The 22,255-nt window shown below is 60.9% G+C and carries 17 protein-coding genes and 5 pseudogenes; 10 read left to right on the top strand and 12 right to left on the bottom strand.

Annotated features, from left to right (window positions below):
• Positions 1-82: 82 nt before the first annotated feature.
• Positions 83-709, bottom strand: a complete 627-nt coding sequence (locus OR16_RS07630) for a LysR substrate-binding domain-containing protein (RefSeq protein WP_006157384.1) — start codon at positions 707-709, stop codon at positions 83-85.
• A 14-nt stretch (positions 710-723) separates the two neighbouring features.
• Between OR16_RS07630 and OR16_RS07625 the strand changes: the two genes are divergently transcribed.
• Positions 724-1,707, top strand: coding sequence for an aldo/keto reductase (locus tag OR16_RS07625; RefSeq protein ID WP_006157383.1), 984 nt, complete (start codon positions 724-726; stop codon positions 1,705-1,707).
• 37 nt (positions 1,708-1,744) lie between these two features.
• Here the strand turns inward: OR16_RS07625 and OR16_RS07620 are convergent, their stop codons facing one another.
• Positions 1,745-2,734: a COG4280 domain-containing protein gene (locus OR16_RS07620; RefSeq protein ID WP_141639851.1), complete on the bottom strand. Its 990-nt coding sequence runs from the start codon at positions 2,732-2,734 to the stop codon at positions 1,745-1,747.
• 168 nt (positions 2,735-2,902) lie between these two features.
• On the opposite strand from OR16_RS07620, the gene OR16_RS07615 reads away from it, so the two are divergent.
• The 7 genes and pseudogenes from OR16_RS07615 (at position 2,903) to OR16_RS07585 (ending at position 12,172) form a co-directional block, all read left to right on the top strand.
• Positions 2,903-3,577 (top strand): heavy metal response regulator transcription factor, encoded by a 675-nt coding sequence (locus OR16_RS07615; RefSeq protein WP_006157381.1) that lies wholly within the window; start codon positions 2,903-2,905, stop codon positions 3,575-3,577.
• Position 3,578: 1 nt separating this feature from the next.
• Positions 3,579-4,079, top strand: a complete 501-nt coding sequence (locus OR16_RS44475) for a hypothetical protein (protein ID WP_006157380.1) — start codon at positions 3,579-3,581, stop codon at positions 4,077-4,079.
• A gap of 286 nt (positions 4,080-4,365) precedes the next feature.
• Positions 4,366-5,598 (top strand): efflux RND transporter periplasmic adaptor subunit, encoded by a 1,233-nt coding sequence (locus OR16_RS07605; RefSeq protein WP_423739639.1) that lies wholly within the window; start codon positions 4,366-4,368, stop codon positions 5,596-5,598.
• Positions 5,599-5,612: 14 nt separating this feature from the next.
• Positions 5,613-8,475: pseudogene (locus OR16_RS07600) on the top strand (efflux RND transporter permease subunit).
• A gap of 1 nt (position 8,476) precedes the next feature.
• Positions 8,477-9,974, top strand: a pseudogene (locus OR16_RS07595) (efflux transporter outer membrane subunit).
• A 214-nt stretch (positions 9,975-10,188) separates the two neighbouring features.
• Entirely contained in the window at positions 10,189-10,869 is a 681-nt protein-coding gene (locus OR16_RS07590) for a response regulator transcription factor (RefSeq protein ID WP_006157376.1), read from the top strand.
• A gap of 4 nt (positions 10,870-10,873) precedes the next feature.
• Entirely contained in the window at positions 10,874-12,172 is a 1,299-nt protein-coding gene (locus tag OR16_RS07585; protein ID WP_237716983.1) for a sensor histidine kinase, read from the top strand.
• Between the two features lie 141 nt (positions 12,173-12,313).
• Here OR16_RS07585 and OR16_RS07580 read toward each other — a convergent pair whose 3' ends face one another.
• The 9 genes and pseudogenes from OR16_RS07580 to OR16_RS45480 form a co-directional block, all read right to left on the bottom strand.
• Positions 12,314-13,309 (bottom strand): N-acyl-D-amino-acid deacylase family protein, encoded by a 996-nt coding sequence (locus OR16_RS07580; protein WP_006157374.1) that lies wholly within the window; start codon positions 13,307-13,309, stop codon positions 12,314-12,316.
• A gap of 173 nt (positions 13,310-13,482) precedes the next feature.
• Positions 13,483-13,830 (bottom strand): annotated as a pseudogene (locus OR16_RS48135) (amidohydrolase family protein); the annotation flags it as partial.
• 12 nt (positions 13,831-13,842) lie between these two features.
• Positions 13,843-14,769, bottom strand: coding sequence for a Bug family tripartite tricarboxylate transporter substrate binding protein (locus OR16_RS07575; RefSeq protein WP_006157372.1), 927 nt, complete (start codon positions 14,767-14,769; stop codon positions 13,843-13,845).
• Between the two features lie 138 nt (positions 14,770-14,907).
• A complete protein-coding gene (locus OR16_RS07570; protein WP_237716982.1) occupies positions 14,908-15,990 on the bottom strand; it encodes a threonine ammonia-lyase in 1,083 nt (360 codons plus the stop codon).
• A gap of 41 nt (positions 15,991-16,031) precedes the next feature.
• Positions 16,032-17,018, bottom strand: a complete 987-nt coding sequence (locus OR16_RS07565; RefSeq protein ID WP_006157370.1) for an N-carbamoyl-D-amino-acid hydrolase — start codon at positions 17,016-17,018, stop codon at positions 16,032-16,034.
• 138 nt (positions 17,019-17,156) lie between these two features.
• Entirely contained in the window at positions 17,157-18,275 is a 1,119-nt protein-coding gene (locus OR16_RS07560) for an alanine racemase (RefSeq protein WP_006157369.1), read from the bottom strand.
• A gap of 63 nt (positions 18,276-18,338) precedes the next feature.
• Positions 18,339-18,708 (bottom strand): annotated as a pseudogene (locus OR16_RS41050) (SDR family oxidoreductase); the annotation flags it as partial.
• Between the two features lie 5 nt (positions 18,709-18,713).
• Positions 18,714-19,184: a RidA family protein gene (locus OR16_RS41045; RefSeq protein WP_081488711.1), complete on the bottom strand. Its 471-nt coding sequence runs from the start codon at positions 19,182-19,184 to the stop codon at positions 18,714-18,716.
• Positions 19,185-19,258: 74 nt separating this feature from the next.
• Positions 19,259-19,393 (bottom strand): annotated as a pseudogene (locus OR16_RS45480) (amino acid ABC transporter ATP-binding protein); the annotation flags it as partial.
• A 121-nt stretch (positions 19,394-19,514) separates the two neighbouring features.
• Between OR16_RS45480 and OR16_RS07550 the strand changes: the two are divergent.
• Both OR16_RS07550 and OR16_RS41035 read left to right on the top strand, forming a co-directional pair.
• On the top strand, positions 19,515-20,420 hold the full coding sequence (locus OR16_RS07550) for a LysR family transcriptional regulator (protein WP_006157366.1): 906 nt from the start codon (positions 19,515-19,517) through the stop codon (positions 20,418-20,420).
• Between the two features lie 3 nt (positions 20,421-20,423).
• A complete protein-coding gene (locus tag OR16_RS41035) occupies positions 20,424-21,242 on the top strand; it encodes a LysR family transcriptional regulator (protein ID WP_006157365.1) in 819 nt (272 codons plus the stop codon).
• Between the two features lie 776 nt (positions 21,243-22,018).
• On the opposite strand, the gene OR16_RS07545 is transcribed toward OR16_RS41035, so the two are convergent.
• Positions 22,019-22,255 (bottom strand): tripartite tricarboxylate transporter substrate-binding protein (locus OR16_RS07545; RefSeq protein ID WP_006157364.1); only part of this gene is annotated, 237 nt, incomplete at its 5' end.

Here is a 22,255-nt window from a genome sequence, read left to right as displayed (position 1 = left end):
GGCTTGATCACTGAATGCAAGGGCGTTTGGCCGGCGGCAATGCCGGCCAATTTTTTGCGGGTGCGCCCTGCGCCCCTGACCGTCACGTGTTCGCCGAGCGGATCATGTCGATCAGTTGGCGCAGGCCGGGCAGTGTCTGCCGCCGGCTCGGATAGTACATCGCCATTGGCGGACCGGCGACCGACCATTTCGGCAGCACCACTTCGAGCAGACCGGCCGCGATGTCGTCGGCGACGCGGCGTTCGAGGCAGTACGCGAGACCGACACCGTTTAGCGCAGCATCGACGACCGTGTCGGATTCGTTCGCGCTCATGGAGCCAGGCACGTCGAGTTCGAGCGCCTGCTGGCCATTGCCGAGTTCCCACCGATACAGCGAGTTGTCGCCGATACGCATCCTGATGCACGAGTGGCGCATCAGGTCGTCTGGCGTCCTTGGCCGTCCGCGCCGCGCCAGGTACGCGGGAGATCCCACTACGACCCAGCGCAGCGGCGGCGTCAGAGGCACTGCGATCATGTCACCTGCGACCGTGTCGCCGTAGCGGATGCCGGCGTCGTAGCCGTCGGCAATGATGTCGATCAGCCGATCGTCGACGGTGATGTCGAGCTGGATGTCCGGATACGCGTCAAAGAAAGCCGGCAGGATCGGGCTGATCAGCAGACGCGACGCATCGCGCGGCACATTGATACGCAACCGGCCGACCGCACCCATTGGAGTTATTGAACATGAATGTCGAGACGACACGTATTGAAGGCATTCCTATCCCGGTATCGCGCATTGGGCTGGGCACTTGGGCGATAGGTGGCTGGATGTGGGGCGGAACTGACGACAATGCGTCCGTGGCGACGATCCGTAGCGCACTCGATCAGGGCATCAATTTGATCGACACCGCACCGGTGTATGGCTTCGGTCATTCAGAGGAGGTGGTCGGTAAGGCACTGACTGGCATGCGCGAGCGTGCGGTGATCGCTACCAAGGTTGCGCTTGAATGGGGCGATGGCGGCGTGCGGCGCAACTCGACACCGGCGCGCATCCGACAGGAAATAGAGGATTCACTTCGCCGGTTGCGCACCGATTACATTGACCTGTATCAGGTGCACTGGCCGGACGCGCTGGTGCCATTCGCGGAAACCGCGGCCGAACTGGAAAAGCTTCGGGCCGAAGGCAAGATACTTGCCATCGGTGTCAGCAACTATTCTCCGCAGCAGATGAACGCGTTTTCGGCGGCCGCGAAGCTCGCGGCAGTCCAGCCCCCGTACAACCTGTTCGAGCGCGCCATCGAAGCTGACGTACTGCCGTATGCGCGGGAGCATGGACTTGCCGTGCTGGCTTACGGTGCGCTTTGCCGCGGCCTGCTGTCCGGGCGGATAAGCGAGTCCACTACGTTTGACGGCGATGACCTGCGCAATTTGGACCCGAAATTCCAGCAACCGCGTTTCGCGCAGTACTTGGCGGCAGTCGATGCGCTCGCAGTTCTTGCTCGAGAGCGCCATGGCAAGTCGGTGCTGGCGTTGGCGATCCGCTGGATTCTCGACCAGGGACCGACGATTGCGCTGTGGGGCGCGCGTCGCCCGGACCAGTTACGCGGCATCAACGATGCATTCGGATGGATGTTGAGCGCAAAGGACAAGGCCGATATCGATGCGTTGCTCGCACAGCATGTGACGGATCCGGTCGGACCGGATTTCATGGCGCCATCGCTGCGCTAGTACGAACAAGGGGGGCATCGATGCATGCGGCCGCTGCTCAGGCGCGCGCACGGCGGACAGCGCTAGCCGCGAGCAGCGCCGTCAGTCCCACCGCGAACAGCGGTCCCTCCGCCTCAGCAAGGACTGCATGCATTGCCCCGATTCGCCACGCGGCCAGCACCCAGAGGACCACGCCGATCGCAAGCCAGCCGTCGTCCACGAAGAGTCCCACCAGTTCCTCGGTCACCTTCGCGAGACGGCCTTGAGCGGGCTTACGAGCGGCGGCTGTTGAATTTGGCAATGCGGGGGACGTGTTACGCAGATGCCCGCAGAGACGAACCATGCCCAGCGCAACTACGAGGAAGGCGCCGATAAGCGCCAGGATTGCCCAATCTTCGCCCGGCCACAACACGTTGATGCCCTCGCCCACCCAAAAGGTCCCGAAAGCGGCGAGCATGACACCAACGCCGAACTTGAGGGCATTTTCCGGAACCTTGGCCAGCGGCCGATGCAGCCAAAACCCGAGCGCCACAATGAACAGCAGCGCAAGGGCAGCCCCAATCGACGCGGGCAGGATCATTCGGCCACTCGCACCAATCGCAATGACGATGAAGACCACCTCGATCCCTTCCAGCATCACGATTTTGAATGCGGTCGCGAACGCCACCGCATCGATCGCCCCGCCGGATGGCCCGCCTTGCTTCCGCAAGGCTTCGGTTTCCCGAGCGAACGCCTGCGCTTCGTCGTGCAACGGCAAGATCCCTGCCGCCCGCAGCACCGCCTTGCGTAACCAGCGCAGACCGAACAGCAGCAGCAGGGTACCGACGACCAATTGGGCCACCGGTAGCGGAATCCTGGCGAGCGCGGGGCCTAGTGCGATGACCAATAGCGCCAGCACGGCCACCGAGGCTGCTGTGCCTAGCAACGCCGAGCGCCAGCCGCGGACGGCGCCAACCGCGAGCACGATGGTGAGCGCTTCCACGAACTCGACCATGGATGCCATGAATGCTGCGAGTATCGATGGTCCTGCCGAAGTCCATTCCATCATGTTCCTCTCCCATTTCCCAGGCTCACGGATTCTAGCGAGCGCACGGGCGGGAAACGCTGTCAATTCAATTACAGATTTGTCATTCAAGGCCACCGTGCCTGGGACTATCATCCGAGCATGCAAGGTGCCGCGGCGTGCCCTGCATGCACTGGCTAGATGGGGATGAGCATGAGAATTCTGGTGGTGGAAGGCGAGCCAAAGACTGCCGCCTACCTGCGCAAGGGCCTCACTGAGTCCTCCTTCGTGGTCGACCTGGCCGTGACCGGCGCCGATGGCCTGCACCAGGCGGTGGAAGTGAGCTACGACTTGATCATCATGGACGTGATGCTGCCCGGGATGAACGGCTGGGAAGTGCTTAAGCAACTGCGTCAGCACAAGAACACGCCGGTGCTGTTCCTGAGCGCATGTGACGAGGTGGAGGATCGCGTGCGTGGCCTGGAACTCGGCGCCGATGACTATCTCGCCAAGCCCTTCGCTTTCGTCGAGTTGCTGGCGCGGGTGCGTACGCTGCTCCGACGCGGCCCAGTACGTGAGGCCGACCGCATCGAGTTCGAAGATCTCGAGATCGACCTGGTCCGCCATCGCGTGACTCGCGCCGGGCGCAGCATCAAACTCACGCCGCGCGAGTTTTCGCTGCTGCATTTCCTGGTGCGCCGGCAAAGGGAGGTGCTGAGCCGCACACAGATCGCTTCCCACGTATGGGAGATGAATTTCGACAGCGACAGCAATGTCGTGGACGTGGCGGTGAGCCGCCTGCGAGCCAAGATGGATGACGATTTTCAGCCCAAGCTGATCCATGCCGTGCGCGGCGTGGGCTATGTGCTGGAGCGCCGGCAGTCCTGATATGCAGGCTCTTTCGCTCACCGCCCGCCTGGCGCTCGCATTTTGCCTGGTCGTTGCGATTGTGTTTGGTGGCGCGGGCACCTACCTGTGCCGCGCGCTGGCTACGCAGGTGATTTGCCGCGACGATGCGGAACTGCTGCGCAAGGCGGCACGCGTGCGCAATGAACTGATGGAGCAGGGCGCGCTGGATTCGCCGTGCGGCCTCGAGGCAATTCGCTCGTTGACCACGCGCGATGGCTTCGAGCGACTTTCCCAGTTGTCGGCGGATCTGGCGCATGATTTCCGCGCGCCTCTCTGCAACCTGCCGACTGCGCGCACGCAAGTGTTGCCCCCCACACGGAGGAACACCCGTAAGGCCGCCCTGGAGATCGGAATGGCGGCGCAGGAAGCAGCGCAGGCGTTTGGGCGCCGCCAGTACGCACTGCCGCAGCGGCAGGCGACTCATCCCCCGGGCGCGCATCGGCGCGGTCGGGCTCATTCACTGCTTCGAGTCGACACCTAATGTTCGGCTGCGCGAGCTCGATTGCGAGTACCTCTAAGACAACCCGAAACCGGCGCCCGTCGGCAGTGGCCCCCAGCTTGGCGTCGGAGAATGCGGTGTTGATCGCCTACTGGAAGCTTCTCAGGCCGTCAACCCACCGCAACACGCTGGTCCGCACGCCCAGCGCAGGTCACCCCACTCCTTCCGTCCGACATTAACAACTGTTAACAAAGCGCCAATCCGGACTTAACTTGCGATCGTGCAAAGTGCAACTGCCGCTCTTCACAAACTGGGGTTGGAGTTATGTATCTTCACAAAACACATTGGCACAGTGCCAATCTCGCTACCACGCTCTACCACGCTGGCAGTGCTCTCGCTGGCGGGTTGCGGTCCCGCAAAGCACGTGAGTTCGAAGCCACCGACTCCGGATGTTACGGTGGTCACGGTCAAGCGGACCAGCGTTCCGGTTGCCGTGGAACTCCCGGGCCGAACCTCCGCATACCTCATCGCGCAGGTGCGCGCTCGCGTTGATGGCATCGTGCAAAAGCGTAGCTTCCAGGAAGGCGCAGACGTCAAGGCGAACCAACCGCTGTACCAAATCGATCCGGCACCGTATCGAGCGGCTTTGAATAGCGCGGAAGCGACGTTGCAAAAAGCGGAAGCGAACCTCGCCATGACGACTGCGCAGGCGGACCGTTACAAGGTCCTTATTGCCGGCAACGCCGTCAGCAAACAGGCTTACGACAACGCGGTCGCTGCCCAGAGCCAGGCCGCCGCCGATGTGGCCGCCGGCAAGGCGGCAGTTGCGATAGCAAGGCTCAACCTGGGATACACCGACGTCGTATCGCCGATTGCGGGTCGCAGCGGCATTTCGCAGGTCACTCAGGGCGCCTATGTGCAAGGAAGCGCAGCGACATTGCTGACCACTGTGCAGCAGATCGATCCGATCTATGTCGACCTTAACCAGGCAAGCGTCGCCGGGTTGCAGCTTCGTCGCGACGTGGCCAGTGGGCAGGTAAAGCTCAACGGCCTGGACCAGGCCAAGGTGATGCTCACGCTGGAGGACGGTACGCAATACCCGATGAGCGGTACGCTCCAGTTCAGCGGCATTACTGTCGATCCGGCCACCGGCTCGGTAACAGTACGCGCGATCTTCCCGAATCCGAAGAATGTCCTTCTACCGGGCATGTTCGTGCGCGCCCGCTTCGAGCAGGGCGTGAATGATAACGCGCTTCTCGTCCCGGTCCCCGGCGTTGGCCACAACCCGCAGGGGCAAGCAACGACCCTTGTCGTGAGGCCTGATAACACGGTCGAGCAACGCACGATTCAGACGCAGAACATGCTGGGCGACAAGTGGGTAGTCACCGGCGGCTTGCACGAAGGCGAACGGATCATTGTGGCCGGCGGCCAGAACGTGCCGTCCGGGAAACTGGTGCATGCGGTCGAGGCCCCGAGCCGAACCGCACAGGCGGCTGCAGGTGCGGACACCAGTGGCGCCCCTGCAACGCCGCAAACTCATCAGCTTGCGCAAGCAAAATAACCGCGGGCTTCGCAATGGCAAAATTCTTCATTGACCGTCCGATCTTCGCGATCGTCCTCTCTATCCTCATCATGCTGGCGGGAGGATTGGCCCTTCAGTCGCTCCCGATCGAGCAGTTTCCGCCAGTTGCGCCGCCTTCGGTCCAGATCGGTACCACGTACCCGGGTGCTTCGGCGACGACAGTGCAGAACACCGTGGTCCAGGTGACGGTGATCGAACAGCAGATGAGCGGGATCGATAACATGCTTTACATGTCATCGACAAGCGACGATACCGGCCAGTCGACCACGACGATCACGTTCGCCAGCGGAACAGACCCAAACATCGCACAGGTGCAGGTGCAGAACAAGCTGCAGTTGGCCGTGCCATTGCTGCCCGCTCAGGTTCAGCAGTCGGGTGTCCGCGTCACCAAGTCTACTAACGCGTTCCTGATGGTGATCGGCTTTGTGTTGGCCGACAACAGCATGAACAAGTTCGACATCGCCAACTATGTCGTCTCCAATGTTCAGGATCCGATCAGCCGAATCAATGGCGTCGGTAACATGAATGTCTTCGGCACGCAGTACGCGATGCGGATCTGGCTCGATCCGACCAAGCTCAACAGTTACTCGCTCACCCCGATTGACGTCACTACGGCGCTGCAAAACCAGAACGTGCAGATCTCTGCCGGCCAGCTCGGCGGTACACCTGCGGTGCAGAATCAGCAACTGAGTGCAACGATTACTGAATCAACGCTGCTGCGCACAAGCGAGGATTTTGGCAACATCCTGCTCAAGGTACTGCCGGGCGGTGCGCAGGTACGGTTGCGTGACGTCGCACGCATCAATCTGGGTGCCGAGAGTTTTAATGTTGACAACAAGTACAGTGGTCAGCCGGCCTCCGGCATTGGTATCCAGCTGGCACCAGGAGGGAACGCGCTGGTCACGGCCGCGGCGATTCGGGCACGCATCAAGGAGTTGGAACCGTACTTCCCTCGCGGGCTGAAGGTGGTCTACCCGAACGACATCACACCTTTCGTGAAGGTCTCCATTGATGACGTAGTCAAGACCCTGCTGGAAGGCATCGTATTGGTGTTTCTGGTGATGTACTTGTTCCTGCAGAATATCCGTGCCACGCTGATCCCCTCGATCACCGTGCCGGTGGTCTTGCTGGGGACCTTCGGCGTGATGTCGGCGCTTGGCTTCACGATCAATACGCTATCGATGTTCGGCCTGGTGCTTGCAATCGGCCTGTTGGTGGACGATGCCATCGTGGTGGTGGAAAACGTCGAAAGGGGCGGGACAAATATGTGCATGGTGTGCGTCACGTCGCCGCCAGGTCCGGACGTTGGCTGCTCATCTACGCTGCGGTGGTGGTTGCGGTGGGCGTGAGTTTGTCCGCCTGCCTACGTCGTTCCTGCCGAACGAGGATCAAGGCTTTATATTCGTCCAGGTCCAGACACCGCCAGGCGCCACGCAGGCGCGCACAGGCGCGGTACTCGACGAGGTCAGCAACTATCTGCTGAAAGACGAAGCGGCCATGGTTGAAGCCACATTTATGGTGAACGGTGTCAACAACGCCGGGCGCGGTCAGAGCCAGGGTCAGTTATTCGTCCGGCTCAAGGACTGGAGCCAACGGACCGATCCGGATCTGACGGCCAAGGCACTCTCCGACCGCATCATCAAGCGTTACGCCTTGAGTAAGGATGCCATTATCTTTCCCGTTAGCCCACCACCGATCCGGGGCTTGGGCGTCGCTGCCGGTTTCGACTTCGAGCTCGAGGATCGCGGCGGGCTCGGCCATGACGCGCTAGCCAAAGCCCGGGACCAACTCCTCGCTCTGGCAAAAGATGACCCGGACCTCGCGCAGGTACGCTTTAGCGGGCAGCAGGACAATCCCACGTTCAGGGTAAGTATCGATCGCGAGAAAGTCGCCGCCCTGGGCGTCAACATAAACGACGTCGATCAGACCTTCTCGACTTCCTGGGGCTCGCGCTATGTAAACAACTTTCTCGATACCGACGGCCGCATTAAGAAGGTGTACGTGCAAGCCGACGCTCCGTATCGCATGAACCCTGACGACTTGAATCAGCTCTACGTACGCAACAGCAGCAGTACCATGGTGCCATTTTCCGCTTTCGCCACGTCTGCATGGACATACGGTCCACCTATACTGCAGCGCTACAACGGCGTCGAAGCCATGGAGATTCTGGGCCAGGCAGCGCCCGGCAAGAGCTCCGGGCAGGCAATGCTCGCCATGGAGCGGCTGGCGAAACAACTGCCCCCGGGTATCGGCTTCGAGTGGACCGGTACCTCGTTGCAGCAGCGGCAGTCGAGCTCGCAGGCGCCCTTCCTGTATGGCTTGTCGATCCTGGTGGTGTTCCTGAGCCTGGCCGCCCTGTACGAGAGTTGGTCAATTCCGGCCTCGGTAATCATGGTGGTGCCATTAGGTATCCTGGGCGCGCTCGGTGCAACTTCATTAATGGGCTTGTCCAACGATGTGTACTTTCAGGTTGGGTTGCTCACCACAATCGGTCTGTCGGCAAAGAACGCGATCCTGGTAGTCGAATTTGCACGTGAGCGTCACGCCCAAGGCCTTACTGCGCTCCAGGCGGCAATAGAAGCAGCACACATGCGAATGAGGCCGATTGTGATGACCTCCATGGCCTTCGTGCTGGGCGTGCTGCCGCTCGCGCTGGCACACGGTGCAGGCTCGGCCAGCCAGAACGCGATCGGCACCGGCGTGATAGGCGGGATGTTGACCGCTACGTTTGTGGCAACGTTCATGATCCCGATGTTTTTTGTCGTGGTCAGCAACAAGCTTGGCAGAAGGAAGCAATCGTCCGAGCCGATATTGCCATCGGCGGCAGGAGCTGATCTCAGCACGGGAGGACACTGAAATGAAGCTATACAGATGCGCGGCCAGTGCAGTACTCGTGACCCTTGCGACCGGCTGCTCGTTGCAGCCAGTGTACAAGCGGCCGGCAGCGCCGGTATCTACGGTGTTTCCCGCAGGCGAGGCCTACAAGGCCCCTTCAGTCGGGGCTGGCAGCACAATGCTGCCAGCTGCGAATATCGGCTGGCGCAACTTCCTCCCTGATCCTCGCCTACAGCGCCTGGTCGGGCTTGCACTGGAGAACAACCGCGACTTGCGGGTCGCAGTGCTGAACGTCGAGAAGGTCCAGGCGCAGTACCGCATCCAGCGCGCTGCACTGTATCCGCAGGTGAATGCCGGCGCGAGCGCTTCAACCAAGAGCACGTCGACAGGCGGTTCTGCCGGCAACACAAATTCCACTTCCAACTATTCGGTGGGTCTTTCGGCTTCGTGGGAAATGGACTTCTTCGGCCGCCTGCGAAGCCTGTCGGATGCGGCGCTCGAACAGTACCTGGCGAGCGCGCACGCACGCCAGGCTGTGGAGATCCTGCTGGTGTCCCAAATCGCCGACCAGTACCTCACCACGCTCGCGTTTGACGAGCAACTTGCGGTGACGCAGAGTACCTTGAAGACTGCGCAGGCCGCATACACGATCGTGAAATTGCAATTCGATACAGGCACCGCGTCGGAACTGGACTTGCGCCTGTCACAGACCACCGTGGAACAGGCGCAGGCCAATTACGCCGCCCAGATCCGGTTGCGCGCGCAGGCCGAGAACGCGCTGGCATTGTTGGTCGGCCAGCCGTTACCGCTCGACCTGCCCCCTCCTGTAAGGCCTGGGCGCCCAGCCGATCCTCGCCGACATACCAGCCGGACTGCCTTCGGATCTGCTGGAACGCCGCCCGGACATCCTGGAGGCCGAAGCAGTCCTGCGGTCAGAAAATGCGGACATCGGCGCTGCACGCGCGGCATTCTTTCCGCGCATCTCATTGACAGGCGCCCTCGGCACTGCCAGTGCCACACTCGGCGGCTTGTTCGCAGCAGGATCCAGCGCATGGTCCTTCATACCATCGCTGGTCATGCCGATCTTCACCGCTGGCGCGAATCAGGCCAACCTGGATGTTGCGACGGTGCAGAAGGACATCGGCATCGCGCAATACGAGAAGGCGGTCCAGACCGCTTTCCGCGAGGTTTCCGACGGGCTGGCAGCGCGCGGAACCTACGACGATCAGTTGGCAGCGGAACAGCGCTACACCGATGCCCAGCAGCGTCGGCTGGAGCTTGCAAATATGGTGTACGCGAGCGGGACCGACAGCTATCTGAGCGTGCTGACCGCGCAGACCGACTTGTACAACGCGCAGCTGGCGTTGGTCACGACACGCCTGAACCGCCTGACCAGTCTTGTCGACCTGTACCGCTCGCTCGGCGGCGGCTGGATCCAGCGCACCGGCGACGAACCACGGCCGGCTGACACCGCGACGGCCAGCGCAACGGCGGGTTCACCGTCCCCGACTGTTCTATGACGTGGGCCACCATCGAAACGACGCGCAGCGCTTCAGGGTCCGTGGCACAGCGAAAGTGACACGTTATCCGCGCAACTGCGACGATTTGCGTCTGGATCCGCGCGTGCTGGCAACGGAATGGCTCTGTGGCTAATATTTCCTCAGGCAATGCGTGGATATCAGATGCTGCGCGAGATAGGTCTCTCGCAATCAAAACTGTCAAGCCGGATTGATCATGAAACTATTGATTGTCGAGGACAATGAGCGTGTCGCCCAATATCTGAAGAAGGGATTGAGTGAAGCGGGACATACTTCGGATCAAGCTGAAAGTGGCCGCGATGGCATGTTTCTCGCTGCGAGCGAGCACTACGATGCGATCATCATGGATCGCATGTTGCCGGGCGGTATTGACGGCCTCGCGATCATTGAGGCGTTGCGCAGGACCGGAAAGAAGGTACCGATCCTGATCCTCAGCGCCCTGTCCGATGTCGATGATCGCATTCGGGGCCTCAAGAGCGGCGGTGACGATTATCTTGTCAAGCCATTTGCCTTTGGCGAACTTCTGGCACGGCTCGACGCACTCCTGCGCCGCTCGCAGGATGGTCGCGCAGAGACAACATTGACGCTCGATGACCTGTCCATGGATCTGCTGTCCCATAAGGTCACACGCGCTGGCAAGACCGTCGCGCTGCAACCGCGCGAATTCAAGCTGCTCGAATACTTGATGCGCCATGCAAACCAAGTGGTGACGCGGACCATGCTGCTCGAGAACGTGTGGGACTATCATTTCGACCCACAGACGAATGTGGTGGACGTCCACGTCAGCAAACTACGGCAGAAGATCGATGCCGGCAGCGGGCGGCAATTGCTGCGGACCATTCGCAACGCTGGCTACATGCTAACAGCCGATGATTAAGCTTATGCGCTTTTCAGTGCTAAATTTAGCGCTCGGCTACGTCGCGGTCAGCCTGGTTGTACTCGCACTGTTCGCCGCACCACTCTGGTATGCCTGGCGCAACACTATCGAGCAAAGTAGAACCGAGGTGCTTCAGGGCGAAGCGCAGGCTATGATGAACCTCTTCGCAAAGCAGGGCGCCGCTGCGCTTGCATCAGCAATCGAAGCGGATCCGACACTGTTGAAGTGTGCCGGCAATCTACCTGCATGGCCGCGCGAGGCTTCCGAGTCAACAGGGACGCACGTAGCATCAATAGATGTTGGCGGACGTGTGGTTAGAGCCGTGCTGTTACACCAGACACTTCCCGGTGGGTATCACCTTTTGTTGGGGCGAGACGTCAGTCGGTTTGAAAGACTTGAAATGTTGTTCTTGTATGGACTGGTGGGTGCTGCCAGCATCGTTTTCTTGCTTGGTGTAGTAGGGGGGGCGCTGGTTCGACGCACGATACTTTCCAAGGTACACGACATCAACCAGACGGCTTCCGCCATCATGCAAGGGAATCTCACTCACCGGTTGCCGACCTATGGCGGTGAAAACGAGCTCAACACGCTCGTGGAGACGGAAAACCGCATGCTGGACCAGATCGAGCACCTGATTGAGGGCATCCGAAACGTGTCGAATGCCATCGCGCACGACCTGCGCACACCGTTGGCGGAACTGCGTTACCGCCTGGAGGAGGTGTCAGTGACCCGGCCTCGCCCGGAACAAACCTTCGCCGAGATTGAAGGCGCAATCGCCGACGTAGACCGTGTTATTGGTATCTTCAACGCCCTGCTGCGCCTGGCGGAGATAGACTCCGGCACGCGCCGCTCCGGGTTCATTGAAGTTGAAGCAACCACGGTAGCATGCGAAGCCGCCGAATTCTACCAACCCGTGGCCGAGCTAAAGGGGGTCGCGCTTGTTTTCGCTTCGTCCGGGCCTCTGGCGCTGGCCGGCGATCCCCTGCTGCTTGCACAGGCGGTCGGGAACCTGATCGACAACGCCCTTAAGTATGCCCAGGAAAATGGGACGATCACGGTCGAGGCGTCACGCCGCCCGGACGGGGCGGTCGTGATCGCCGTGTCGGACGACGGCCCCGGCATCCCCGACGAAGAGAAGCCCAGAGTTCTCGAACGCTTCTACCGCGGCGACGCAAGTCGCAGTACGCCGGGTGTGGGCTTGGGGCTCAGTCTCGTGGCCGCCGTCGCCAAGCAGCACGGCGGCGTCCTCGAATTGACCGACAATCATCCCGGGTTGAGGGCGACGTTAATCCTGCTTTCGTAGGGGCAGCGAGCCGACGCCCCGCCTTGGTTGGCATAATGTGTAGCGTCAGCGCCGTGCCGGGCAGCGGTGTAAAAGACGCCATCGCCGGATGAGTACAACGTGCAACGTGCGATAGCTCCATGGCTGTTACCGATGCCTGCGCTAGGCAGGAGACGTATCGTTCCGGCGGATCACCGCCCCGGCACGGGCGCCCGTGCTCTCGCCGCCGCTCCACGCGATGGTGCCATTGACGATCACGGTCTCGATGCCTTTGGCGCGCGCAACTGGCTGCGCGAAGGTCGCCATATCGGCCACAGCGGCGGCATCGAAGATGGTGATGTCCGCGAAGTTGCCGTGCGACAAGATACCCCGCCCCGGCAGCCTGAAGTGGCGGGCCGTCAGGCCGGTCATCTTATGCACGGCCTGCTCGAGCGAGAATAGACCAAGGTCCCTGCAGTAATGCCCCAGCACGCGCGGGAATGTGCCCCACAGACGCGGATGCGGCGCGCAATCGTGCGGCAGTCCGTCGGAGCCGATCATGGTTTCGGGAAAGGCGAGGATGCGCTGCACGTCCTTTTCGTCCATCAGGAAGTAGATCGCACCTGCCGGCTGCAACGCATCGACGGCGTCTTCGGGCGAGAGACCCATTGCCGCCGCAATGTCATCCAGGTCCTGGCCGGCGAACTCGGGATGCGGCACCGAACGCGTCACGATCACGCGGCTCGACATGGGGAGCCGATCCTTGCGCAAGATTGTGGACCCTGCGGTGTACGGATAGCAGTCGAGTCCGATCGGCTGACGCTGCATTGCTTGCGCGATATGTCCCAGCGTCTCCACCGAGCGGCCATGATTCTTTGGACCAATCAGCTTGTGATGCGAGACCACGACTGGTGCGTCGCCCGCGGCCCCGACCTCGAACGCTTCGTCCAGCGCCTCGCGGATCCGATCGCCTTCATCGCGGATGTGGCTGGCGTAGACGCCGCCGTAGCCGCGCATGACCTCCGCCACGGCGGCCATTTCGCCGGTCGTGGCCGGCATTGCGGTGGGATAGGCCGCCCCTGTCGAAAGACCGATGGCTCCGCTCTCCATGGCGTCGCGCAGCAATGCTTGCATCGCCGCGATCTCGCTGTCGGTCGCCGCCCTGTCGAGCCGTTCCATCGTAGCGATCCGCAGCGTCGTATGGCCGACCAGGCAGGCTGCGTTGACTGCAGCGGGCGCTCGCCCCAACTCGTCGTATGGCCGACCAGGCAGGCCGCGTTGACGGCAGCGGGATGTTGCGCCAACTCGGCGAGATAGTCGCCGAACGCCGCGAAACGAAACACGGCGGGGTCATCCCCCAGCAAATCAAGTGGCGGCGGAACAGCCTGTCCTGCGGAGGCACGCCAGGGCGCCAGGCTGATTCCGCAATTGCCCGTGACGACCGTGGTAACGCCCTGGCTGAGCTTGGCCGGCATCAGCGGATCGAGCGTCAGATAGCGGTCATCGTGCGTATGCGAGTCGATGAAGCCGGGAGCGACGATGCGTTCCCGCGCATCGATCACCACCGGAGCGGTGTCGGATGACAGCGCGCCAAGCGCCGTGATACGCGATCCCTCGATCCCGATGTCGGCGAGCCTGCGCGGCGTGCCGGTGCCGTCGATCACTGTGCCACCACGAATCAGTATGTCGAATTGCGCCATGTGTCTCTCTCCTCAGTCGACGGCCGCGCCGGAACTCTTGATTACTGCGGCCCAGACAGGCCTCTCTTTGTGGGCGAGGTCGAAGAACGCTGCGCGCGTCCCCGTTGAGACCTCGTATGCCATATCGGCCAGCCGCGCTTTCATGGCGTCCGAGTTGACCGCCTTGTTGAAGGCCTTATTGAGCAAGTCGAGTATCTGCGGATCGGTCGCGGCGGGCGCGACATAGCCGGTCCATGCCACCGCCTGGTAATCCTTCAGCCCCGTCTCCGCCATCGTCGGCAGCTTCGGCAGGCGGCTGTCGCGGCGTGCGCCGGTGACGGCGAGCGGCACGACGTTGCCGCTCTTCAAATACGGCGCGATCGACGTGATGTTCTCGAAGACCAGATCCACTTCGCCTCGCATCAGTGCCAGGTCCGCTTCGGGACCGCCCTTGTAGGGAACATGTGTGATGGAGACACCTGCCATCGCCTTGAACATCTCGGCGCTCAGATGGCCCGTGGTTCCGTTCCCGGCCGAGCCGACGGAGAGCTTGCCCGGCGCGCTCCTGGCCAGCGAGATTAGATCGGAGACCGATTTCACGCCGAGGTCCTTGCGCACCGCCAGCACGTTCTGCACGTAGCCGGTCAGCGCCACGGGCGCCAGTTGCTTGTCGGCGTCGTAAGGCAGCTTTTTGTAAAGGGACTGGTTGATGGCAAGCGTGGCGACGTTCGCGAAACCGATGGTGTAGCCGTCGGCCGGCGCGTTGATCACGGCCTGCGTGCCGATGATGCCGGACGCGCCTACGCGGTTGATGACCACAATCTGCTGCCCGATGTCAGTGCTGACGACATTGGCAAGCAAGCGCGAGACGATGTCGGGTGTCGTACCCGCATTGAACGGGACGATCAGCGTGATGGGACGCTCGGGATAGGATGCGAAGGAGTTCGCCGTGAGCAGCATGGCTAGGGCAGTCAGTGAAGCCCGTCTTAGGAGCCGGGCACAGTTTCGGAAGCGAGACATGGTTGTGTTCCTTTCGTGGTAGGCAAGTTGGCGTCCGGGCCCGGCGTGGATATGCGCAGGACCGGTGACACGGCTGTCTCAAGTGCCACGCGCGGCGGCTGCAGTGGGCTGCAGCATCGTTTGAAGTAAGGGAAGATCGACGTTGCCGCCAGACAGCACGATGACACCGTCGCGACCTTCGAGATCGATCATGCCGGCGAGCAACGCTGCCAGCGCGACGGCCCCCCCCGGCTCGACGAGCAGGCGAAGCTCCTCCAGCGCGAAGCGAATGGCGGCGCTGACCTGCGCATCGTTGACCGCCACAGCGCCGGCGAGAAAGCACTTGTTGATCGCGTAGGGTAGTTCGGCCGGCGTGCTAGCCTGCAACGCGTCGCAGAGCGTCCTCGCGCCTATGGCATTGCTTTCCCTGCGGCCGCTGAGCAGCGAGCGCATCGTGTCGTCGAATCCTGCCGGCTCGGCCGCGATCAGGCGCGCGCCGGGATTCAGCGTATCGACGACCAGGCCGCAACCGGCCAGCAAACCACCGCCGCCGCAGGGCGCCGCGAACAGGCCGAGATTGTCGAACGCGGCCTCGGGAAGATCCTGCAACGCCTCGAGCGCCACGGTGCCCCCGGCAGCAAGAACCGCGGGATGATCGCCCGGCGGAATTAGCGTGCCGCCGGTTTCTTCCAACAGCCTCATTCCGATCGCCTCGCGGCTTTCATGGCGGCGGTTGTAGTGCACGACGCGTGCGCCTTGGGCAAGCGCGCGCACGACCTTGTTGCGAGGCGCATCGACCGGCATTACGATGGTCGCAGCCACGCCGAGCTGGCGCGCGGCCCAGGCGATCGCCTGCCCGTGATTGCCGGTGGAATAGGCGATCACGCCCTTCGCGCGCTGTTCGCTACGCAGCGACAGCAGCGCATTGAATGCCCCGCGGGCCTTGAACGAGCCCGTGATCTGCAGGTTTTCCGCCTTAAGCCAGACCGGGGCGCCGGCAATGGCATCGAGCTTCGACGAACGTAGCAATGGCGTGTGCACGACATAGGGCGCGATGTCCTCGGCCGCCTGCTCGACATCGGCGAAATCGGGAACGCGCATGTCACCCAGCATCTCGTGCCGGATCGCGTGCGCAGGTCGTGGTCGTGCCGGATGGATATCCAGCGTTTCGATTGGCTGCATGGCGAGGCCCCTTGGTGGTCGAGTGAGAAAGGAAAACGGGATCAGCGCGTTGGCCAGGCCGGCGGGGCCTCGCTGCCGACCTGATTGGTGATCCGTGCATACGCCTCGACCCGTCGGTGCAAGGCAAAGTTAAAGATGGTGGACCGGCCCAGTTTGCACATGTCCAGGTTGCAGTCGGCCACGATGAGCTCATCGTCCCAGCTGGTGGCCTGCGCCATGATTTCGCCCTGGGGATTGACGATGATCGAATGGCCGAACATTTCGTGGCCGTCCTCGGTGCCAGCCTTCGCGACCGCGACGGCGAAGCACGCGTTCTGATAGCAGCCCGCCTGTATGGACAGCTGCGAGTGGAACACGCGCAGGTGATGGGCCTCGAAGCCGCGGTTTTCCATGTTAAGGCTTGGCGTGTTGTAGCCCAGCATGACGAGTTCGACTTGCTGCAGCCCTAGCACGCGCCAGGCCTCGGGCCAGCGGCGGTCATTGCAAATCATCATGCCCATGTTCACGCTGACGTCCTTGCCAACCGGCGCGCGGACCACCGGGAAGCCCAGATTGCCGACTTCGAAATAGCGCTTTTCCAAGTGCTGCACCTTGCGCGCCGGCGCGTACTCTGCGTGGCCGGGCAGATGGACCTTGCGGTATTTGAGGATCATCTCGCCCGTCGGTGCGATGATCGCCGAGGTGTTGAACCGGCGCTTGCGCGTGACACCGGCATTATCGGGCTCGTAAGCGATCTCGGCGTAGCCCAGGTACACCGTCAGGTCAAAGCGGTGGATCGCCTCGAACAGCGACGCGGTCGCCGGCGAAGGTAACGCCGTTTCAAACCAGCCGTCCGCCTCATCGAGGTCCTCGTGGTACCAGCGCGGAAAAGATGTGGTCAGCGCAAGTTCGGGAAACACGACGACCTGCGCACCGCGGTGATAGGCGCGTTCTAGCAGAGGGATCATCCGTCCGACCGCGATCTCGCGCCCTTCGGACTTCTGGATGGGACCGAGCTGAGCGGCGGCGACGGTGATGAACTTGGACATGTCCTGGGTGCCTTCTCGATGAGCTCAGGCCGCAGGCTCAATTGTCAGAGAAGAACTCTGGTCATGAATTCCCACGGCCATTTAGGAGGAGTATTTCAGCGAAGCCCTGTCATGCGGGAACCGCAGCCCGGCTTCCGACTAACGTTGCGCGCCGAGTTGATCGCGGAACTCCCAGCTTCCGTCAACGCACTGTACAAGCGCGCGGTTGTAGAGGTAGGCTGCGGTGCAGGTATGCCGGGGTACGAGAGCCGCTTGCTGGCCGATGTCCAGTTCGTCGGTCTCGATAACGACGTGCTCTTCTTTCATCATTCTGATCGGGCCCGGGCCCTGAAACCGTTCCTTCAGCGGTATGTCCGGCGAAATGGCTTTTGTTCCCGCGTCCAATGTGGCGGTGCCCTGGCGTGTGGACAGTACGGTAGCCAGCACGTATGCGCCGACTCTCCAACCGAAATCCGGCAGGTCTGCCTGATGCTGCGCACTCGAATACGTCCAGCTTCCCGGCGCAACCCACTGTGCGACATCAGCGGGCCAGACATCAAAGGAATAGCTGCCTCCCGCGATCAGGTCTACTGGCAGGCCTTCCCGCCGTGCTTGCGATAACAGACACCTAACCTCTTCAATCAGGCTCTCTATTTCCTTTACACGCTCCGATCTATTGGCCCCCTTGATGTGGCCGTCGTAGCAGTGCCAGCCACTGAAGAGGCCCACTACCATCATGGCGTGGGCCAGTTCCAGTGCCTCATGGTTGAGCGGAACGCCGGTACGTCCCAGACCAGGATCCAGATCGAGCCGCAGCTTGACGTTGGATGCCGGCTGCCAGCCCAGCTCATCGCGCCAGGCGGCGAAACCGCGTTGGGAATCGACTAACGCTTCGAATTGCACGTTGGGGTGCCTTCGCGCGACGTCGGCAACGCGGGAGATTGCCGCGGGGTTCACTGTCGGATATGCCCACACAAGATGTTGAGCGCCTCCGGCCGCCGCCATCTGCATTTCGGCCGGGGTCGCTGCCTTAAACGCCTTCACGCCCTTTCGAACCAGCAGCTCTACCAGCCATTGCGCTCGGTGCGTCTTGATATGCGGCATGAGCCGCTGGATTCCCCCCGCTGCTTCTGCCGTCTTTTGCAGGTTATGGAGTACAGCCGCTTCGAGGATGACGAAACATGGCGTTTCGATGGGAAATGATGGGATGGCTAAATTATCATTGTCTTGCGCGCTGGCGCAGGACGGGGAGGTCTGTAGTGGATCGCGGACTTCCATATTTCTTCTCCAGATCGAAGGCGTACAAGAGCAGGAGCTCCTACACCGGTTGTTCCATCCCAAGCTGGCGAGTGAGTTGGCAAGAAACGTCATCACATCCGCATACTCCTTTGGCTCGCAGTACCGGCCCAGCGCGATAGCCCCGGTGCCGTCCATGGCAACAGACTCAACGGAGCGTCCTTCTCGCTTCGCTTTTGCTTCATCTAAAAATCTAATGCGCTGGGTGGCGATACGTCCGGGAAGGACGATATTGCAGGTGATACCGTCACGGCCGACCTCACGCGCGGGCGTTCTGGACCAACCGACCAACGCCATGCGCAGGGCAATCGGAAGACCGAGATTCGGTATGTGGGCGACAACGCCTGAAGACGGGCTCCCGATGTCCCTTCCGAAAACCACGCTTGCGCATTCCCGGGAGTACGCGATCAGTGATACCCGTTAATCCCTGATTTTCAGAATCATTTCGATCTCGACGCTCATGCCGCGAGGCAGCGAACCCATTCCCACGGCAGATCTGGCATGTCTGCCGACCTCTGGCCCGAAGACCTCGATCAACAGATCAGAAACACCATCGATGACTTTTGGGTGGTGCGGGAAATCGGGTGCAGCATTTACCATCCCGAAAACCTTGATCACCGCTTCGATACGACTGAGCTCGCCTACGGCAGCCTTGATGGAGGCCAGGAGATTCAATCCGGCCAAGCGTGCGTCCGCATAGCCATCCGGGATATTGTCGGCGGTGCGTAGTTGCCAGATTCGATACGTACCGTCAGGAAGCTTTGGGCCTTGTCCGGAGAGATAGAGCATTGACCCTACCGCTCGAAAAGGAACATAGCTCGCGCTTGGAGTAGGCGCAGGCGGCAGCGAGATTCCGAGTGCTGTGAGTCTTTCCTCAGGGCTGATCATCATCGTTCATTTCTTTATTCGGGCTACAGGTTTCGCGTATTACGAATGCAACGACACGAGTCCGCCGTAGGTGGGTTCATTCCGTCACGAGCCAGCGACTTCATCGCTTTCAACGCTTCACCAATCATTGGGGCGTCGAGGGCACTCGTGGGTTCAACAAAGAGCATGGCTGGCGGCGCGAGCCCTAGTGCCCTGGCGATGGCCTCGCGCTGTGGGGTCTGGGGGACGGGAGTCGCCTACGTCTTCTCTCTGGCTTCATTTTTAGCGGAACGACGTCTAAAATAAAGCGATATTTAACGATACTTTTACATTCCGTTTGGATATGCATTGCCGATGACACTCCAGATCACCTTTCATCATTTGCAAGCGCTCGTCGCTGTGGCTGACATGGGCTCGTTCGAGGCTGCGGGCGACAGCCTCGGTATCGCGCAGTCTGCGGTCTCCAAGCACATCCGGGGCTTCGAAAGCCGCTTCCCGTTTCCGCTGCTTGATCGGACGGAGCGTGCGGCCCGTCTCACTCTGGAGGGCAGCGAAGTGTTAGCCCAAGCGCGTTATGTCCTTCGGCAACGCGATGTCCTGCTCGAACAACTCGGCAGCCCGCTGACGATGAAGCGATCACTCCGCATCGGTGTCACGGAGATCGCGGCCATGACTTGGCTGCCCCGATTTGTCGGGGTCCTTAAGGCGCACTTTCCACTGGTGGAACTGAGGTTGGAGATAGGGGGGGTTGCCTGGGAACTATACGATAAAGTGCGTCGTGGACAGCTCGAGATGGCTATGGTTTCCGATTCACCGCAGTGGTCCGGTCTGCTACAGCTTCCGCTTGGCAGTATGCGATGCGGCTGGTTCCGTCTTCGCTCTTTCGAACCCCAGCTGATTCGTTGCTCGGTCAAGAAGCTAGCGGACTATCCACTCCTGATTCAGGACACCGATTCGGCTTTCGGACGTTGGATGCTCACTTGCAATAGCTTTGCCGCGCTTGGTGGTATGGCCACGGCGGGCATGGGGATAGGCTGCTTGCCACTCGCGGTGTCCAACGAACTGGTCTCGATGCGATTGGTGAAGGAAGTCAAAATCACTCCCGCACTACCCGTGGTGCGCTATGTTGTCGTCGCGCGTGAGGAATCGATGACACCATTTCATCGGGAGGTTGCCGCGATAGCGCGTGATAGCTGCGACTACAACAAAAGATATCAAAATGCCAGCATCGCCGGCCCGAAAAGCGGCTTTGTGGAATAGTCGATGCTATCCGTAAAACAAATTGAAACCTTTTACTGGGTGGCTGAACTCGGAACCGTCCAGCGCGCGGCAGACAGGCTTCACATAACCCAATCCGCGGCAACAAAACGCCTGCAAGAAGTGGAAGCCATTGCCGCTGAGGGTCTGTTCGAGCGAGTAGACGGGAAGAAATCCATTCTTTCCAAAAAAGGCAGAGAGATATACTCGCTATGCGAAAAACTATTGGAGAGTATTGAATCCATACAGAGACTGCAAAGAGACGAACAGCCGATATCTCAAGTCCTTCATGTTGGTATGACGGAATTAATCGCTCTAACGTGGTTTCCAACGTTTATTCGAGAGATGCGGAGCAATTATCCTGACGTACTAGTGCGGCCGGAGATTGACCAATCCGAAGTACTGCGTGGCCGCGTCGTGGAGGGCCGACTCGATCTAGCGCTTGTGGCCGAGCCGGTACTTCCTCCGACGATTGCATCGGTCGAACTTGGAGCAGCGCGCTACGAGTGGTTGGCGCCACACGGCACATTCAAGGGCGAGGGCAATGTCCCTCTCGACAGGCTCGCGACTTGGCCAATCCTGGAGCCTCCTAGAGGATCGATTGTGACGAGCGTCAGTGGCAAGCTGTTCGAGCGTGCTGGCGTTGAACCAAATCGTATTTATGCAGGAACCAATGATGTAGTAGTCGGAGGCTTGATCGAGAGTGGGATAGGCATCGGGTGTTTGCCTATTGATTTATTCGGGAAGAAGATCGAAGAAAACCGACTCGATATCGTGACATCCGGTACTACGCGATTTTCCCTAAGAATACAAATTCTGCCTTAGGATATGCCGTCGCAGAGATAGCCCGCAGTTGCTGTGATTTCAAGAATTAGCATAACAGGGTACGCCACAACCGCGATGCCAAAGCGCATTCAGATAGGCGGGGCCCCGGGGGGGCGCTGCCCTGTGTCGATCGGCAGTCAACGAGATGAGGAGGGATCTACATATCTGCATGACACACTGATGCCATTGCGGCCAGTTCCATGCCACCTGCGTCGATGAGAAGTCACGGATGACCACCTTCTCGTCTCGCGAGCCTTGCAGGAGCTTCGGCGTCGCTCGCGGGCGCCATGTGAGGCGTACTCTTGGCGATTCTGACCTTGTCGACTACGTTCTCCATTGCCGAATCGCGGAATGCATGTGCCTCCGAGGGACCTAGAAGGGGGAGGAGCGCAAGAACGGCGAGGGGCAGTTTTTCATGTAAATAATCCAGGTTGGTTTGCGTATTGCTAGTTGAGCGACCACAGTGTCTTCGTCGCACTTGCGTGTCCGATGCCGTTGGTCTGGAGGATGGGTGACACAATGAGGGTTCTTTGCTTTGGACCGAACCGGCGCCGGTCTCGTAGGGGGCGGCGCGCTGGAACTGCATTTGTGGGAACGAGCCGCTTCACTCCGGTCTCCAATCGGGCCGACTTCGTGACCCGGACCTACCTGCCCGTCCGGAGCCGAAGTCATCTAGCGCCCCGAGCCGGGAACACGAATCACGCGATGGAAATGACACGATTCGATGGCAAAGTCGAGAATCGCAATGCGGGAGTTGGACATGGTTGGCGGGCTGCTCAATTCTGTTTCGGAATCTTCGCGGTTTCGATAAGGTCCGCCCACTTCTTCTGCTCGCTGGCGATGAAACGCACGAAGTCCTCGCGGTTGCCGGTGCCCGGGACAGCATTGGCATTTGCCAGGTCCTGGCGCAATCCGTCAGACTTCAGCACCTTTTCCAGTGCGGCGCCGAGCTTTTCGACGATCGGCTGCGGCGTGCCCTTGGGAAACACCAGGCCACCCCACGACAGGTTCTC

It is taken from the genome of Cupriavidus basilensis OR16, from assembly GCF_000243095.1.
Classification (GTDB): Bacteria; Pseudomonadota; Gammaproteobacteria; order Burkholderiales; family Burkholderiaceae; genus Cupriavidus; species Cupriavidus basilensis_D.
Note: the sequence above shows the minus strand (reverse complement) of the source record. Positions and strands in the feature narration are given on the sequence as shown.